Annotated in this window: 14 protein-coding genes; 6 read left to right on the top strand and 8 right to left on the bottom strand. The window is 64.6% G+C overall.

Going from position 1 to position 16,694, the window contains the following annotated elements:
* The first annotated feature begins 32 nt into the window (after window positions 1-32).
* From ACFPTO_RS01970 to ACFPTO_RS01945, 6 genes are all read left to right on the top strand, one after another.
* On the top strand, window positions 33-860 hold the full coding sequence (locus ACFPTO_RS01970; RefSeq protein ID WP_377709089.1) for a phosphodiesterase: 828 nt from the start codon (window positions 33-35) through the stop codon (window positions 858-860).
* 174 nt (window positions 861-1,034) lie between these two features.
* Window positions 1,035-2,246 (top strand): MFS transporter, encoded by a 1,212-nt coding sequence (locus ACFPTO_RS01965; RefSeq protein ID WP_377709088.1) that lies wholly within the window; start codon window positions 1,035-1,037, stop codon window positions 2,244-2,246.
* Between the two features lie 78 nt (window positions 2,247-2,324).
* Window positions 2,325-2,462: an entericidin A/B family lipoprotein gene (locus ACFPTO_RS01960; RefSeq protein WP_377709086.1), complete on the top strand. Its 138-nt coding sequence runs from the start codon at window positions 2,325-2,327 to the stop codon at window positions 2,460-2,462.
* Between the two features lie 493 nt (window positions 2,463-2,955).
* Complete coding sequence (thiC, locus tag ACFPTO_RS01955; RefSeq protein ID WP_377709084.1) at window positions 2,956-4,887, top strand: phosphomethylpyrimidine synthase ThiC; 1,932 nt, start codon at window positions 2,956-2,958, stop codon at window positions 4,885-4,887.
* A 218-nt stretch (window positions 4,888-5,105) separates the two neighbouring features.
* Window positions 5,106-5,327 carry a glycine zipper 2TM domain-containing protein gene (locus ACFPTO_RS01950; protein ID WP_377709082.1) on the top strand — a complete coding sequence of 74 codons (222 nt, stop codon included), beginning with the start codon at window positions 5,106-5,108 and terminating at the stop codon, window positions 5,325-5,327.
* A gap of 450 nt (window positions 5,328-5,777) precedes the next feature.
* Window positions 5,778-7,379: an L-lactate permease gene (locus ACFPTO_RS01945; RefSeq protein WP_377709081.1), complete on the top strand. Its 1,602-nt coding sequence runs from the start codon at window positions 5,778-5,780 to the stop codon at window positions 7,377-7,379.
* 91 nt (window positions 7,380-7,470) lie between these two features.
* Here ACFPTO_RS01945 and bamC read toward each other — a convergent pair whose 3' ends face one another.
* The 8 genes from bamC to xylA form a co-directional block, all read right to left on the bottom strand.
* Window positions 7,471-8,730 (bottom strand): outer membrane protein assembly factor BamC, encoded by a 1,260-nt coding sequence (bamC, locus tag ACFPTO_RS01940; protein ID WP_377709080.1) that lies wholly within the window; start codon window positions 8,728-8,730, stop codon window positions 7,471-7,473.
* Window positions 8,731-8,848: 118 nt separating this feature from the next.
* Window positions 8,849-9,019 (bottom strand): hypothetical protein, encoded by a 171-nt coding sequence (locus ACFPTO_RS01935; RefSeq protein ID WP_377709078.1) that lies wholly within the window; start codon window positions 9,017-9,019, stop codon window positions 8,849-8,851.
* 75 nt (window positions 9,020-9,094) lie between these two features.
* Complete coding sequence (locus tag ACFPTO_RS01930; RefSeq protein WP_377709076.1) at window positions 9,095-9,613, bottom strand: hypothetical protein; 519 nt, start codon at window positions 9,611-9,613, stop codon at window positions 9,095-9,097.
* 151 nt (window positions 9,614-9,764) lie between these two features.
* Window positions 9,765-10,964, bottom strand: a complete 1,200-nt coding sequence (locus ACFPTO_RS01925; RefSeq protein WP_377709074.1) for a sugar ABC transporter permease — start codon at window positions 10,962-10,964, stop codon at window positions 9,765-9,767.
* Window positions 10,961-12,514 (bottom strand): D-xylose ABC transporter ATP-binding protein, encoded by a 1,554-nt coding sequence (xylG, locus tag ACFPTO_RS01920; RefSeq protein ID WP_417629188.1) that lies wholly within the window; start codon window positions 12,512-12,514, stop codon window positions 10,961-10,963. The genes ACFPTO_RS01925 and xylG overlap by 4 nt, the downstream gene beginning before the upstream one ends.
* A gap of 80 nt (window positions 12,515-12,594) precedes the next feature.
* Window positions 12,595-13,623: a D-xylose ABC transporter substrate-binding protein gene (gene xylF, locus ACFPTO_RS01915; protein WP_377709070.1), complete on the bottom strand. Its 1,029-nt coding sequence runs from the start codon at window positions 13,621-13,623 to the stop codon at window positions 12,595-12,597.
* A gap of 181 nt (window positions 13,624-13,804) precedes the next feature.
* The gene (gene xylB / locus ACFPTO_RS01910; RefSeq protein ID WP_377709069.1) at window positions 13,805-15,295 is read right to left on the bottom strand and encodes a xylulokinase; all 1,491 of its coding nucleotides are present in this window, start codon (window positions 15,293-15,295) and stop codon (window positions 13,805-13,807) included.
* 29 nt (window positions 15,296-15,324) lie between these two features.
* A complete protein-coding gene (xylA, locus tag ACFPTO_RS01905; protein ID WP_377709067.1) occupies window positions 15,325-16,647 on the bottom strand; it encodes a xylose isomerase in 1,323 nt (440 codons plus the stop codon).
* Between the last annotated feature and the right edge of the window lie 47 nt (window positions 16,648-16,694).

Genomic DNA, 16,694 nt, shown 5'->3' with positions numbered 1-16,694 from the left:
CGACAATTGCGCCGTACCCGGAGAGAACACCCATGCTGCTCGCCCAGATCAGCGACCTTCATATCAAGCAACCCGGCGCACTGGCCTACCGGCGCGTCGATACAGCCGCGGGCCTCTCGCGCACGATCGCGCGGCTGAACGCACTCGCGCCGCGCCCGGACGCGGTCGTCATAACCGGCGACCTTGTCGACCGCGGCTCGACCGAAGAGTACCTGCACCTCAAGGCGCTGCTCGCCCCGCTGGAAATACCGTACTGGCTCATGGTCGGCAACCACGACGCTCGCGAGGCGCTGCGCGAAGTCTTTCCCGAGCGCGCCGAACTGCGTGCGGGCGGCGAATTCGTGCAATACGCCGCCGACATCGGCGAGATGCGCCTGATCGCGCTCGATTCCATGCAGCCCGGGCAAAGCGCGGGCACGCTGTGCGCACAGCGGCTCGCATGGCTCGCGGAGCAGCTCGACGCCGCGCGCGAGCGTCCCGTGATCGTCGCACTGCATCACCCCCCGTTCGATTGCGGCATCGGCCACATGGACGCGATCCGGCTCGATGACGCAGCGGCGCAGGCACTGGAAGCGCTGATCGCGCAGCATCCGAACGTCGAGCGCGTGATCTGCGGCCACGTCCATCGGCCGATGTTCGTGCGTTTCGGCGGCACGATCGCTTCGACCGTGCCCGCACCCGCGCATCAGGTGACACTCGATCTCGCACCCGGCGCGCCCTCCTCGTTCACGCTCGAACCATCCGCGTTCGCACTGCATCGCTACGATCCGCGCGGCGGCGTCGTTACCCACCACGCGTACGTCGATGAATCTGAGGGTCCTTATCCGTTTTACGAACCCTCGGGCGGCCTGATCCCCTGAGCGCAGCGCGCGGGATGCACGCGGGTATGTACAACCGGTGCGCCTCCCGCGTGCAACCCGCCGGTATCCGCGCCGGTATCAGCTATTCACCGGCGCGATCCTGCTCGCTCCGGTATGATCGGCACCCTTGATTCCAGCCTTTCGTTTCGCCGGGTGCCGCCCGCTCCTGACCCCATGTCCACTTCCGTTTCCGCACCCGCTGGCGACAACCCGTCATTGCGCAGCCTCCTGCTCCTGCTGGCGACCATCGCGGGCGTCTCGGTCGCGAGCATTTACTACAACCAGCCGCTGCTCGACGACTTCCGCCGATCCTTCCCCGAGAGTTCCAGCTGGATTGGCGCAGTGCCCGCCGCGACGCAGCTCGGCTATGCCGGCGGGATGCTGCTGCTCGCGCCGCTTGGCGACCGCTTCGACCGCCGCCGCCTGATCCTGCTGCAGATTGCGGGCGTCTGCATCGCGCTGCTCGTCGCGGCGACGGCGCCGAACCTTGCCGTGCTGATCGGCGCGAGCCTCGCAATCGGTGTGCTCGCAACCATTGCGCAACAGGCCGTCCCCTTCGCCGCCGAACTCGCGCCGCCCGAGGCGCGCGGCCACGCCGTGGGCACCGTCATGAGCGGCCTGTTGATCGGCATCCTGCTCGCGCGCACGGTGGCAGGCTTCGTCGGCCAGTATTTCGGCTGGCGCGCCATGTTCGGCGTTTCCGTCGTCATGCTGCTTGCGCTCGCGGTTGTCGTCGTTCTGAAGCTGCCGCGCAGCCAGCCCACGTCCACGCTCGGCTACGGCAAGCTGCTCGCCTCGATGTGGCATCTCACCGTCGAATTGCGCGGACTGCGCGAAGCCGCCACCACGGGCGCGTTCCTGTTCGGCGCATTCAGCATGTTCTGGCCCGTGCTCACGCTGCTGCTCGCGGGCGAGCCGTTCCACCTCGGGCCGGAGGCGGCCGGACTCTTCGGCGTGGTCGGCGCGGCAGGCGCCATGGCCGCGCCGGTTGCGGGCCGCTTCGCCGACAAGCGCGGCTCGCGCGCGATCATCACGATGTCGCTCTGGCTCATGGCGCTCGCCTTCGTGATCTTCGCGTTTTCCGGCAAGAGCCTCCTCGGGCTCGTGATCGGCGTAATCGTGCTCGACATCGGCGTGCAGGCCGCACAGATTTCGAACCAGTCGCGCGTCTACGCGCTGCGCCCCGAAGCGCGCAGCCGGGTCAATACGGTCTACATGGTCGCGTACTTCATCGGCGGCGCAGCCGGATCCGCGGTCGGCGTGACGACCTGGCACCTGTTCGGCTGGGTCGGTGTGTGCATCGCCGGGCTCGTGTTCACGGCGCTCGCGGGCTGGGTTCACATGGCCATGCGCCCTCGCCCCGGGCAACGCGCCCAGGCGTCGTGACGAGCCGGGATTCGAGCGCCCGGGCACGCCGCATGCTGCACAGCGCGTGACCTGATCTGATGCGCCGGAGGAACGCTCATGAAACGCCTGATTGCATTGATACTCATCGCCGCCTCGGCGGGCACGATCGCCGCCTGCAATACGGTTGCGGGTGCCGGGCAGGACTTGTCCGCAGGCGGCCACGCCATCACGAACAGCGCGGAAAAGGCGAAATAACCGGAGAAGTAACCGCCGACGTCCCGGAAAATCGCGCAAAAGCGATCGCGACCTGTTTCGGCCCGCAGCATCCGGCACAATTCACTTTGCCAGCGCGCCGCCATCGGCACCACGGACAGGGGCAAGCGTCACTTGCCAGATTGTCGCAACGCGGTGTATCGTTTGCCCTGCTTACGCGGGGGTCCTGCGTCATGCGCCGTGACGAACGAAAGTCGAGCGGCGTATTGCGCGGGTGAGAAATACCCTTTGAACCTGATCTGGATAATGCCAGCGCAGGGATGCGTCCGGATTTCGCAGCAGCACCGGCCTCACCTCTTCATCGCGAAATTCGTCCACGTTCCGTCTCGCCTCCTGCTAAGCCGTAGTTTTCACATCGCTTTGCATGAGACCAGCGTAAGGCGCTACAGCGCCGACTCTGGTCGACCGCCGTACCGGCATGGGACCAGAGCAAGGCGCTAAAGCGCCAACTCTGGTCGACACAGGAGAGAGAGTCATGAACGCGAACCCGAAGTTCGTTTCCGCCAACGCGCACGTCGACGAAGCCGCGGTAGCCCCGCTGCCCAATTCCCGCAAAATCTACGTGACTGGTTCGCAGCCGGACATTCGCGTGCCGATGCGCGAGATCACGCAGTCGGATACGCCCACCGCCTTCGGCGGCGAGAAAAACCCGCCGATCTATGTCTACGACACCTCAGGTCCTTACACCGATCCCGAAGCCAGAATCGACATTCGCACCGGCCTGCCCGCACTGCGAGAGCGCTGGATCGAGTCGCGCGGCGACACCGAAGCGCTGCCGGGCCTGACTTCGGAATACGGCCGCGAGCGCGCCGCCGATGCGGCCACCGCCGAACTGCGCTTCCCCGGCCTGCACCGCACGCCGCGCCGCGCAAAGGCCGGCAAGAACGTCTCGCAGATGCACTACGCGCGCCAGGGCATCGTCACCCCGGAAATGGAGTTCGTCGCGATCCGCGAGAACCAGCGCCGCGCCGAATACCTTGAAAGCCTCAAGGCGAGCGGCACGAACGGCGCGAAGCTCGCCGCGATGATGGGCCGCCAGCACGCGGGCCAGGCGTTCGGCGCAGCCGCATACGGCGCCAACCCGCTGCAGGAAATCACGCCCGAATTCGTGCGCGAGGAAATCGCGCGCGGCCGCGCGATCATCCCGTCGAACATCAACCACCCGGAAAGCGAGCCGATGATCATCGGCCGCAACTTCCTCGTGAAGATCAATGCGAACATCGGCAATTCGGCCGTGACGTCGTCGATCGGCGAGGAAGTCGACAAGATGACGTGGTCGATCCGCTGGGGCGGCGACACGGTCATGGATCTGTCCACGGGCAAGCACATTCACGAAACGCGCGAGTGGATCATCCGCAATTCGCCGGTGCCGATCGGCACGGTGCCGATCTATCAGGCGCTCGAAAAGGTCGACGGCAAAGCCGAAGACCTCACGTGGGAGATCTTCCGCGACACGCTGATCGAGCAGGCCGAGCAAGGCGTCGACTACTTCACGATCCACGCGGGCGTGCTCCTGCGGTACGTGCCGCTCACCGCCAACCGCATGACGGGCATCGTCTCGCGCGGCGGGTCGATCATGGCCAAGTGGTGCCTCGCCCATCACAAGGAATCCTTCCTGTACGAGCACTTCGAAGAGATCTGCGAAATCATGAAGGCCTACGACGTCGCCTTCTCGCTCGGTGACGGCCTGCGTCCGGGCTCGATCTACGACGCCAACGACGAAGCGCAGCTCGGCGAACTGAAGACGCTCGGCGAACTCACGCAGATCGCGTGGAAGCACGACGTGCAGGTCATGATCGAAGGTCCGGGCCACGTGCCGATGCAGCTCATCAAGGAGAACATGGACCTGCAGCTCGACTGGTGCGACGAAGCGCCGTTCTACACGCTCGGGCCGCTCACGACCGACATCGCGCCGGGCTACGACCACATCACCTCGGGCATCGGTGCCGCGATGATCGGCTGGTTCGGCACCGCGATGCTCTGCTACGTGACGCCGAAGGAGCACCTTGGCCTGCCGAACAAGAACGACGTGAAGGAAGGCATCATCACGTACAAGCTCGCGGCGCACGCGGCCGATCTCGCGAAGGGTCATCCGGGCGCGCAGGTGCGCGACAACGCGCTTTCGAAGGCGCGTTTCGAGTTCCGCTGGGAGGATCAGTTCAACATCGGCCTCGACCCGGACAAGGCACGCGAATTCCACGACGAGACGCTGCCGAAGGACTCGGCGAAGGTCGCGCATTTCTGCTCGATGTGCGGTCCGCATTTCTGCTCGATGAAGATCACGCAGGACGTGCGCGATTTCGCGGCCAAGCAGGGCGTGAGCGACGAAGAAGCCCTGAAGAAAGGCATGGAAGTGAAGGCAGTCGAGTTCATCAAGCAAGGCGGCGAGATCTATCGGCGCCAGTAACGGCTGAAACGCGCTCGAAGCCCCGGCAGACTCGGCACACCCGGCAAAAGGGCGGGCCTGCCGGGGCTTAAATGCGCGAAACACTCTTTTACGACTCCAACGGCTCTCTGACAAACGCGCACATCCAGATACGGGTTCGCTGGATACGATGGGTGTAGTAGCCGCGCAGCCTGCGTCCCACACACGCCGCGCCGCTCGAAACTACCCCGGAGTCAATCATGAAAACCCTTGGACGCGCACGCACCCTTCTCACCCTCACCGCGCTCGTGACGGCCATCTCCAGCCTTTCCGCCTGTGACAACATGTCAAGACGCGACCGGGACACCATAATCGGTGCGGGCGTTGGCGGCGTGGCCGGTGCGGCGCTCGCAGGCGGCGCGCTCGCGACAGTCGGCGGTGCGGCGGTCGGCGGCATCATCGGCAACCAGGTCGGCAAGTAAGCGCACGCACGCTGGCACAGCGAACGGCAAAACATCACAACCAGACGCACCTATAACGACAGGCAAAAACGCAAAGATCAGAGAGGCTGAGCGGCGCATTCCCGGTTCACGGGATGCGCCGCTTCTCTTTTCGGGCACGGCAACCGCGCGAAACGCTCCTGCGCGTTTCGTCCGCTCCACCTTCGCAAACACGTAGCGCGCGCCCCGCGCCCCGCGTCGAATCGCCGTCCGTGCCCGGCCGCAACGTCGTTGCGTCCGCAAATATGCCGCACCCCGATCGGGGCTTGACGGTAGTTTCCCTGCTTGACGCCGGTTCCGGCTTTTATATGCTGCTAGGGGGCATCGGGGAGTGAAGCAATATCTTAATTACACACCCGTCTTCACCAGCGCCCCCGCGTACCGGAGAGCATCTTTCGCGCCGAATCGAAGACGCATAAAACAGGAGACGTCATGTTCCACCAGTTGTTAACTCCAATCGGCAACTCGCTATTCCTGTCCTTCTTAATCGCAGCCTTGCCGATCATCACCGTGCTCGCCCTGCTGGGCTGGGCGCGCCGACCCGCGTGGCAGGCTTCGCTCGCCGGCCTGATCGTCGGCCTGCTCGTCGCGATCCTCGGCTGGCAATTCCCGGTCGGGCTCGCGTTCAATTCCGTCTTCGCGGGTGCCGTGTTCGCGCTGTGGCCTGTCATGTGGATCGTCGTCACGGCAATTCTGCTTTACAACATCGCGCTGCGCTCAGGCCGGTTCGCCGCGTTTCGCATGTGGCTGCTCGATCACCTGCCGAACGACCGGCGCATCGTGCTCGTCGTGGTCGGCTTTTCGTTCGGCGCGCTGTTCGAAGGCATTTCCGGCTTCGGCACGCCGATCGCGATCACGAGCTCGCTGCTGATCATGCTCGGCTTCCCGGCACTCGAAGCACTGACGTTCACGCTGATCTTCAACACCGCGCCGGTGGCATTCGGTGCGCTCGGCGTGCCGATCACCGTGCTTGGCGCCGTCACCCACCTGCCCGCCGAAGCGCTCGGTAAAATGGTCGGCCGCCAGCTGCCGTTCTTCGCGCTGGCACTGCCGTTCTACGTAATCGGCATCTACGCGGGCTTTCGCAACATGCTGCGCGTGTGGCCGGTCCTGCTCGTCGCGGGCGGCAGCTTCGCGCTCACGCAGTTCGTCACCGCGAACTTCATTAACTACAGCCTGACCGACGTTCTCTCGTCGCTCGTTTCGCTGATCCTCACGATTGCATTCGTGCACGTGTGGAAACCCGCTCCCGATCCGAAGTTCGAGATCAAGGTCGACCGCTCGAAGGAAGTGCGCGCCGACGTGCCGGGCGTGCAAGGCTGGTATCCGTGGCTGATCGTCTCCGTGGTCGTGATTCTCTGGACGATCCTGAAGGTGTTCACGCACGGCGAGGCGAAGATCCCCTGGCCGGGCCTCGACAAGGCCGTGTTCATCACGCTCTATAACACGCCCTATGGCGCGATCTGGGACTTCCAGCCGCTCGCCACCGGTACGGCCATTCTCGTCGCCGCGCTGATCACAGCGTTCATCGTGCGTCTGAAGTTCTCGGACTTCTGCTGCGCGATCTCCGACACGTGGGTCCAGACGCGCATCGCCATCCTGACCGTGGCGACCATCGTCGGTCTCGCCTATCTGATGAACTACTCGGGGCTCACCTACACGCTCGGTCTCGGCGCGGCTTCGGTGGGTGCGTTCTTCCCGCTCGTCTCGGCATTCCTCGGCTGGGTGGCGGTGTTCCTCTCGGGCAGCGACACCTCGGGCAACGCGCTCTTCGGCAACCTGCAGGTGGTCGCCGCGAAGCAGCTGAACCTGAACCCCGTGCTGATGGCGGCAACCAATTCGTCGGGCGGCGTGATGGGCAAGATGATTTCGCCGCAGAACATCTCGACCGGCGTCGCCACCACCGACCTCAAGGGCAAGGAAGGTCACGTGTTCGCGAAGACCTTCAAGCACTCGATCCTGCTGACCATCCTGCTCGGCATCCTCGTGTGGCTGCAGCAAAACGTGTTCACATGGATGATTCCTCCGCACTGAGCGCCGTTGCGCACAGCGTAAAAAAAACCCGCCTGCGTGTTGCGCCAGGCGGGTTTTTTAATGGAGGCCCGGCGTGCGGGCCGCAAATGCGTTACTGCAGTTGCGAGACGACGAGGTTCATGATCTCGCGAGCCGGGGCCGACGTGTCGATCTTGCCCGCGTCGTCGACGATCGCCACGCGCGTCTGGGTCTCGGTAATGGCGCGGACGTTCAGCTTGTACAGCTTCGCGACCTTCTCCTTGCGGCCATGGAACACCTGGTCCCAGAAGCCCTGCGAGTCGGAAGTCATGTCCTTCGGGTCGACGTAGCGCACGTAGTAGATACCCTTCGTGCGGTCGCGCTCGTCCACGGTGAAGCTCGCGCGGTCGAGCGCGATGCCCACACGCAGCCATGCGCGGTCATACGACTCGCCGAGCGTGAGTTCCGTCGACGTGTACTGGCCGCCCGACGGCGACACGCCGCTTCCCGACTGCTGCGCGGAAGCAGCGGCGTTCTGCGCAGCGAAGTTGGCGTTCTGCGCGGCGACGGCAGCAGCAGCCGGGTCCGCCTTCGACTTCGCCTTGTCGGCCTTGGCATCCGGCTTCGCGTCCGCCTCGGCGACGGCCTGCACGTCGGGCACGCCCGGCTTCGCATTCGCAAGCGTCACCATCAGGCGCTTCAGGTATTCGGTTTCGAGCGCGGGATCGTTGGGCTTCGGCGCCCACTTCGTGCTGTCGTTGTTGACGCCACCAACCTGCTCGCTCAAACCCTTCTGGCTGATGAAGATATAGGTGCCGCCGGCCGGCGACGTTTCGAGACGTGTGCGGTACTTGTTGCGCTCGGCCCCGACGTACGAATTGCCCATCGCCCACGACAGCGTGTTGCGGATCAGGCCGTCGCTGATCTTCTGGTGCGTTTCGTTCCAGTCGGTCTCCATGACGCCCTTGTCGCGCTGGTCGACCACCAGCAGGAAACCCTGCTCCTGCCAGAAGCGGCGCACCTGCGGCCAGACCTCGTCGGGCTTCCTGTTGTCGATGACGAGCCAGCTTTCCGTACCGTCACGCTGGATATGCATGCCCGCCACCTGCGGGAGCACGCGCGTATCGTCGGCCGACGACGGCGGCGCTGCGGTCTCGACGCGCTGGAGCGCGGAGAGCGAAGTCTCGCCGCCCACCGGCGGCAGCGAACGCTGGTCGGACGTTTCGTCGAGCATGTTCGGCGGAATCGCCAGCGTCGACTCCTTGGCCTTCGTTTTGATGTCGCTGCGGTAATCGATCTTGGGAGCCGACGGCGAGCTGCAGCCGGCGACCAGCCCGCCTGCCATCAGGAACGCGACAGCACGGATGGCAAGACGTTGATGAAAATCACTCATGTTCGGGTAATCCCTCGGCTACGCCACGGCCAGTTTGCGTGGATCAACCAATTATTTTACCGGTCCAGGGAGTCCCTGTGCAAAATCCGCGCCCCGTCACTGATCGACGCACCGGCAATTACGCCGCTGTCGCGTTCTTCTTGATGCCTGAGCAGGTTCGCGCGAAACCCGAAATCCGGATTTTTACTTTGCTATCAACGCACTGGCGATCGCTTTTGCGTCCGGATGCGATCTGCGCGTCATGGTCGCGGCCGTCCGATGCGAGTCCGCGAAACACGCCGTTGACCATAAAAAGGTTCGGAGCGCTTTATGGGCACGCGCAAATCGGGACGGAAGCCGCCTCGCGTGGTTCGTCCGTGCGGTGTCAGTCGGACGGGGCGCCCGGGTCGGGCGTGGTCTTCGCGAGCGACGCCGGCGCGAGCCAGCGAAACGACTTGAGGCCCGACTCGTCGAACGTGCATTCGGCGGCGGCGGGCGTTTGCCGCGGCTTTTTGATGCCGAGTTTCTGCGTCAGCACGTCGACCGGCGTAGTGGGTTTGGTTTCGGCCTTGGTCGCCGAAGCCTCTACTGCCGCCGATTCCTCTACAACCGCCGAAGCCTCCGAGGGCCCCGAGGCCGCAAGCGCCGCCTTTGCGTCCGAAGCGCCAGAAGCGGCGTCCGCAACGGCGTGATGCGTCGCTTCGAGGTGACCTTCGACCACGACGCGGCTACCGCGATACGCGACTGAAGTGTGCGCGACAGAAAGCTTGCCGTGCGACGCATCTGCGAGGCGGCTGCGCATTTCCTGTTGGCACGCGCTGGAATTGCGGTACTGCGCCGCGCATCCTGCAAGCAAGGTGGCAGTGGCCGCGAGGCCGACGAGACATGCTTTCCGAGTAATCATTGCTGCTCCATTTTCAGGCTGCAGCAAGTGTAGCTTAAGACCCCATACGCCTTTCGGGGCGCCCGCACGGAGCGTGCGGGCTTGCCGTCTTCCCATCCGGCTATTGGACGAAATTTCACGGCAGGAGGACGGCGCGTTTGCGATCTTGGCGTCAACGGCGATTCGACCCTGACACGACATCGATCCACACGGCGAGCACGAGAATGCCGCCCTTTACGATCATCTGCCAATAGGCATCGACATCGAGCATCGACATGCCGTTATCGAGGCTCGCCATCACGAGCGCGCCGATCAGTGCGCCATACACGGTGCCGGAGCCGCCGCGCATCGACGTGCCGCCGATGAAGCACGCCGCAATCGCATCGAGTTCGCCCATCGTGCCCGCCGAGGGCGAGCCCGCCGCGAGACGCGCCGAATTGACGATGCCGCCGAACGCGCACATGAGGCCCATCAGCGCGAAGATCGCGAGCTTCACGCGGTTCGTGTTGACGCCCGAAAGGCGCGTCGCTTCGAGATTCGAGCCCACGGCATAGATGCGCCTGCCGAACACCGTCTGCGTCGCGATCCACGTGAAGATGCCGACCAGCGCAAGCAGAAGCAGCACGGGCACGGGAATGCCGCCATAGCTGTCGAGCATGACGACAAACGCCAGCACGAGTGCGCCTGCGCCGACGATCTTCACGCCGTCCTGCCACAGCGGCGCGACCGGCAACTGGTAGCGCCGCCGGTTCGCCCGCTGGCGCACGGTCAGCAGCGCGAGGAGAGCAAACAGCACGAGCGCGAGCGCGTCGCCCGCGAGCCGCGGCAGATAACCCTGGCCGATGAACACGAAGTGGTCCGAGACCGGCGCGATCGTGGACCCGCCAGTAATGCCGAGCAGGACGCCGCGATACGCGAGCATGCCGCCGAGCCCGACGATGAACGACGGCACGCGCCGGTACGTGGACCACCAGCCGTTCAGGAGCCCGACGAGCACGCCGAGCGCGAGCACCACAGGCACTGTCGCGACGATGGGCCAGCCGCGGTTCACGTCCAGAATCGCGGCCACGCCGCCGAGCAGGCCGAGCAGCGAGCCCACCGACAAATCGATCTCGCCCGCGATGATGACGAACACCATGCCGCACGCGAGCATGCCGGTGATCGACATCTGCCGCAGCAGGTTCGAGACGTTGCGCGGCGTGATGAACGCGCCGTGCGTGAGGGCCGAGAAAAACGCCCAGATCGCAGCGACCGCGAGCAGCAACGCGAGGATCTTGTAGCGCGCGAATAGCTGCTGGAAGCGCATGCCGAAGCTGCTGCCGCCATGCTCGGCGTCGTCGCGCACACTTTGGGAGGTGACGTCAGGGGTCATGCTGCACTCGCTCTTTCAGTTTGACCGAGGGATGGGCTGCGCCGGCTCTGGATCGCCGCGCCGAGAATATGTTCCTGCGTGAGACCGCGGTTGACGAAGTCGCCGCGCAACTCACCCTCGCCGATGACGAGAACGCGGTCGCTGATGCCCAGCACTTCGGGCAACTCGGAGGACACCACAACGATCGCCACACCGCGCTTCGCAAGCTCGAAGATGAGCTTGTAGATCTCGTACTTCGCGCCGACGTCGACGCCGCGCGTGGGCTCGTCGAGAATCAGCACCTTCGGGTCGGTCAGCAGCATTTTCGTCAGCACGGCCTTTTGCTGGTTGCCGCCCGAAAGGCTCGCAATCGAGAGCATGGGATTGGCCGCGCGCACGGACAGCCGCTGCATTTCGGTGCGAATGGTGCCGAGTTCGGCGGCGGCATCGATGCGTCCGCCCTTCGAGAAACGTTCGAGCACGGCGAGCGTGATGTTGTGGCCCACGCCCAGTTGCGGCACGATGCCGTGACGCTTGCGGTCTTCGGGGACCATCGCGATGCCGGCCTCGATCGCATCGAGCGGCGAGCGGATCTTCAACGGCTTGCCGTCGAGCAGCACGCTCGCCGTGCACGCGCCCGGATATGCCCCGAAAATAGCCTGCATCGTCTCCGTGCGCCCGGCGCCCACGAGTCCGGCCACGCCCAGAATCTCGCCGCGCCGCACCGCAAACGACACATCGTCCACGCGCTTGCGGCGCGGGTTCGTCACATCGAAGCAGGTCACATTGCGCGCTTCGAATACAACGTCGCCAATCTCGTGCGGCTCGCGCGGATAGAGGTTGCGGATCTCGCGGCCCACCATCATCGCGATGATGCGATCGGTCGTGAGCGACTGCATGGACTCCGTCGCGACGTGCTTGCCGTCGCGGATCACCGTGACCGTGTCGCACACCGCCGCGACTTCGTCGAGCTTGTGCGAAATGTAGACGCACGCCACGCCGCGCCGCTTCAGATCGCGCACGATATCGAGCAGGATCTTCGTTTCGGCGGCGGTGAGCGACGACGACGGCTCGTCGAGAATCAGCAGCTTCGCGCGCTTGTTGAGCGCCTTCGCGATCTCGATGAGCTGCTGATGGCCGCCGCCGTAGTTCATCACAGGCTGCGCGACGTTGATCGCTGCGATGTTCAGTTCGCGCAGCAGTTCGTCGGCGCGGCGGTACATCGCCGCGTAATTCATGCGGCCGCCCGGCAGCGTAATCTCGTTGCCGAGGAAAATATTTTCGGCAACGGAAAGCTCCGGCACGAGCATCAATTCCTGATGGATGATGACGATGCCCGCGCGCTCCGTGTCGCGCACGTTCGCGGCTTTCAGCGGCTCGCCTTCCCAGCGGATCTCGCCGCTCCACGTGCCGTGCGGATAGACGCCCGACAGCACCTTCATGAGCGTCGATTTGCCCGCGCCGTTTTCGCCGCACAAACCCACGCATTCGCCGGGCCGCACGGTGAGGTCGATGCCGTCGAGCGCTTTCACGCCCGCAAAGGATTTGACGATGCCGCGCATCGTCAGCAATGGTTGGGTCATACGCTTTGCACCTCGCTGCAACGGGCCGCGCGCGACGCCACACGAAGCGGCGCGCGCTGCGCGTGCCGTTACTGGCTCGCCAGTTGTGCCTGCGTGTAGAAACCGTCCTTGACCACGACGTCCACATTGCTCTTCGTGAGCAGCGTCGGCTGCAGCAGGACCGTATCGACCTTCTTCCTGCCGTTGTCGTACTGCGCGTTGTACGCGGGCTTGTCGCCCTTCGCGAGATCGACAGCGAGCCTGGCCGCCTGGCTCGCAATCAGCTTGAGCGGCTTGTAGACCGTCATGGTCTGCGTGCCCGCGATCACGCGCCTCACTGCCGCGAGGTCCGCGTCCTGGCCCGAAACGGGCACTTTGCCTGCGAGATGCTGGGTCGCCAGCGCCTGGATCGCACCGCCCGCCGTGCCGTCGTTCGAAGCGACGACCGCATCGATCTTGTTGCTGTTCGCGGTCAACGCATCCTCCACGATGCGCAGCGCCGTCGAAGCGCTCCATTCCGGCACCCACTGCTGGCCGACCACCTTGATGTCGCCGCGATCGATGGCGGGCTTGAGCACCTTCATCTGGCCTGCGCGCAGCATCTTCGCGTTGTTGTCGGTGGGCGCGCCGCCCAGCAGGAAGTAGTTGCCCTTCGGCTGCGCGTTGAAGACGCCCTGTGCCTGCAGTTCGCCTACCTTCTCGTTGTCGAACGAGATGTATGCGTCCACATCGGCGTCGAGGATCAGGCGGTCATACGAAACCACCTTGATCCCGGCCTTTTTCGCTTCGGCCACTACGTTGCCGAGCGTCTTCGAATTGAACGGCACGATCACGATCACATCCACGCCGCGCGAGATGAGATTTTCGATCTGGGAAATCTGGCGCTCTTCGCTCGCATCGGCCGATTGCACCGAAACCTTCGCACCGAGTTTTTCGGCGGCTGCAACGAAGTAGTCGCGATCACGCGACCAGCGCTCGACGCGCAGATCGTCGATGCAAAAGCCGATCTCGGGATGAGCCTTGCTTGCATGCGCGAGCGGCGCGGCAAGCGAGAGGCTCGCGAGCACTGCCCCGCAAACGAGCGAACCAAGAACCGAACGACGTTTGGCAAAATTCATGTCTCCAACTCCTTTTCCTTTTTGTTGGCCCGAAACCGTCCCGCCGATGCGCGGATCCGGTGCGCCAATGTTTGCAAGACGCACGCGCCCGCGAGAGGACACGGCGGCATTACGACAGGACTACTTATCTTCCTGCACGGCTACTCCGGCCGGGCAGCTTTCTGCCTCCCCGACGCCGTAATCAGGCTCCGGTTGCAAAAACAGGTTCGAGCGCGCGATAGAGCGCGCGGAACGTCGGTCGACGCGCCTCGCGATACCAGGCATGGCGTGCAGCGTCGGGTTCGCGCACGGCCAGCACAGGCGGTTGCGGACACACCGATTCCAGCGTCGCGCCCGGTTCCAGCGCGAGGTGCGCGAGGCGTGCTGCGCCGAGCGCCGGCCCTACTTCGCCGCCCGCGCGCAGCGTCAGTGCGCGGCCGCTGATATCCGCGAGCATCTGCGTCCACCAGGCGCTGCGCGAACCGCCGCCAATCACCGTGATCGAATCGGGCACGAGGCCGGCGGCGTGCAACGCGTCCATGCCGTCGAGCAGCGCGAAGCCCACGCCTTCGAGCGTTGCATTCGTGAGATCGGCGCGCGTGGTCTGCGCCGTCATGCCGTAAAAAACGCCCTTCGCGTTGACGTTGTTATGCGGCGTGCGCTCGCCGCTCAGATAAGGGAGAAACCACGGGCGGCGCGCATCGGTTTGCGTGTTCGAGTGCGCTTCGGCATCGGCGAGCAAGGCCGCCACGCTCTCATAACCCGTGCATTGCGCCGTGAAATCGATGCAACTGGCGGCATTGAGCATCACCGACATCAGATGCCAGATTTGCGGCAGCGCGTGGCAGAAGCTGTGGACAGCGGATTCGGGATTCGCGCGAAAACCGTCCGATACCGCAAAATAAACGCCGGATGTGCCGAGCGACAGCATCGCATCGCCGGGGCGCACAATGCCGACGCCGACCGCGCCCGCCGCGTTGTCGCCGCCGCCCGCGACCACGGGTATCTCTCGCAGCCCGAATTCGCGCGCCAGTTCCGGACGCAGCGTGCCTGTGATCCGGTTGCCCTCGAAGACCGCGGGCATCTGCTCGCGCGCAAGCCCGCATGCGGCCAGCAACGCATCGCTGTAGTCGCGCTTCGCGATGTCGAGCCACAGCGTGCCGGAAGCGTCCGATGCATCCGTTGCGAACACACCGGTCAGCAGATAGCGCAGATAATCCTTCGGCAGCAGAACATGCGCGATGCGCGCGAACACTTCGGGTTCATGCTTGCGTACCCACAGCAGCTTGGGCGCCGTAAAACCCGGCATCGCCAGATTACCCGCGATGGCATGCAACTCCGGCATCGCGCGCTCCAGTTCGAGACATTCGACATCGGAACGGCCATCGTTCCACAGGATCGCGGGACGCAGCACGTCACCGCCTGCATCGAGCAGCGTCGCGCCATGCATCTGGCCGGTCAGGCCAAGTGCCTCGATACGCGCAGGCTCGACGCCCGCAGTCGCGGCCTGCGCGAGTAACGCGCGCAGCGCTGTCTGCGTGGCGCGCCACCAGTCCTGCGGCGCCTGCTCGGACCAGCGCGGCTGCGGCCGGCTTGCCGCGAGCGGCGCGCTCGCGCTGCCGAGCACGTCGCCCGCGCGGTCCAGCAGCACGGCCTTCACGCCCGACGTCCCGAGATCGATTCCGATGAACATGTCTCTATCCTCGTCGGTCTCGCCAGCGGCTAGCGCAGCCCGTAAATCGCCTGATTGACGATGTTTTCGAGCCGCTCCTGCTGGCCGCTCGCATGCTGCGGATTCATGCCGTGCGCGGTGGCGTCGGCGGCGAGCGAATACAGCGAATAACCGCCCGCGAGGATCTTGCGACCGAACTCCGTATCCCAGCCCGCGTAACGTTGCTGGCGAAACTGTTCGAGACGGTCGTGTTCGATGAGCACCGCGGCGCGCTCCAGCGCGATTGCGAGCACGTCCATGGCGCCGACGTGGCCATAGAACAGATCTTCGGCATCGCTGCTCTGGCGGCGCACCTTCGCGTCGAAATTCATGCCGCCGGTCGAAAATCCGCCATGACGCAGGATTTCGTAAAACGCGAGCGTGAGTTCCTCGACGCTATTCGGGAACTGATCCGTGTCCCAGCCGTTTTGCTGATCGCCTCGATTCGCATCGACGCTTCCGAACACGCCGAGGGCGAAGGCCATGGCGATTTCGTGATGGAACGAGTGGCCCGCGAGCGTCGCGTGATTGGCCTCGATATTGACGCGGATTTCGTTTTGCAGGCCGTATTGCGCGAGAAAACCGTAGACGGTCGCGACGTCGTAATCGTATTGATGCTTGGTCGGCTCCTGCGGCTTCGGCTCGATCAGCAGCGTGCCCTTGAAACCGGTGCGGTGCTTGTGCTCGACCACCATCGAAAGGAAGCGCGCAAACTGCTCGCGCTCGCGCATGAGGTCGGTGTTGAGCAGCGTGTCGTAGCCTTCGCGGCCGCCCCACAGCACATAGTTCTCGCCGCCGAGCTTGCGCGTGGCATCGAGCGCGTGGCACACCTGCGTCGCGGCATACGCGAACACTTCGGGATTCGGACTCGTCGCTGCTCCGCCTGCATAACGCGGGTTCGAAAAGAGATTCGCCGTGCCCCACAACAGCTTCACACCGCTCGCCTGCTGACGCTCGCCGATGTAGTCGACCATGCGCGCGAAATTCTCGGTGTAGTCCTTCAGGTCCTTGCCCTCGGGCGCGACATCGGTGTCATGGAACGTATAGAACGGCGCGCCGAGCTTCGAGAAAAACTCGAACGCGGTATCGGCCTTCTGGCGCGCGCGCTCCATGGCGTCGCCCGGCTGCTGCCACGGACGATGAAACGTGCCCTGCCCGAAAATATCGACACCTGGCCACACGAACGTGTGCCAATAGCACACGGCGACGCGCAGATGCTCCTCAAGGGTTTTGCCGAGGATTTTCCTCGAGCGGTCGTAATGGTGAAAAGCGAGCGGATTGTCCGACTGCGGGCCCTCGTAGCGGATCGCGGGAATATGGTCGAAATACTGCATGGCGACTCCTCTCATGTTGCGGCGCAACGGCACGCGCCCGTCTGTAT

It is taken from the genome of Paraburkholderia denitrificans, assembly GCF_042655705.1.
GTDB lineage: Bacteria > Pseudomonadota > Gammaproteobacteria > Burkholderiales > Burkholderiaceae > Paraburkholderia > Paraburkholderia denitrificans.
The sequence above is the reverse complement of the archived record's forward strand: the minus strand, read 5'-3'. Positions and strand labels throughout refer to the sequence as shown.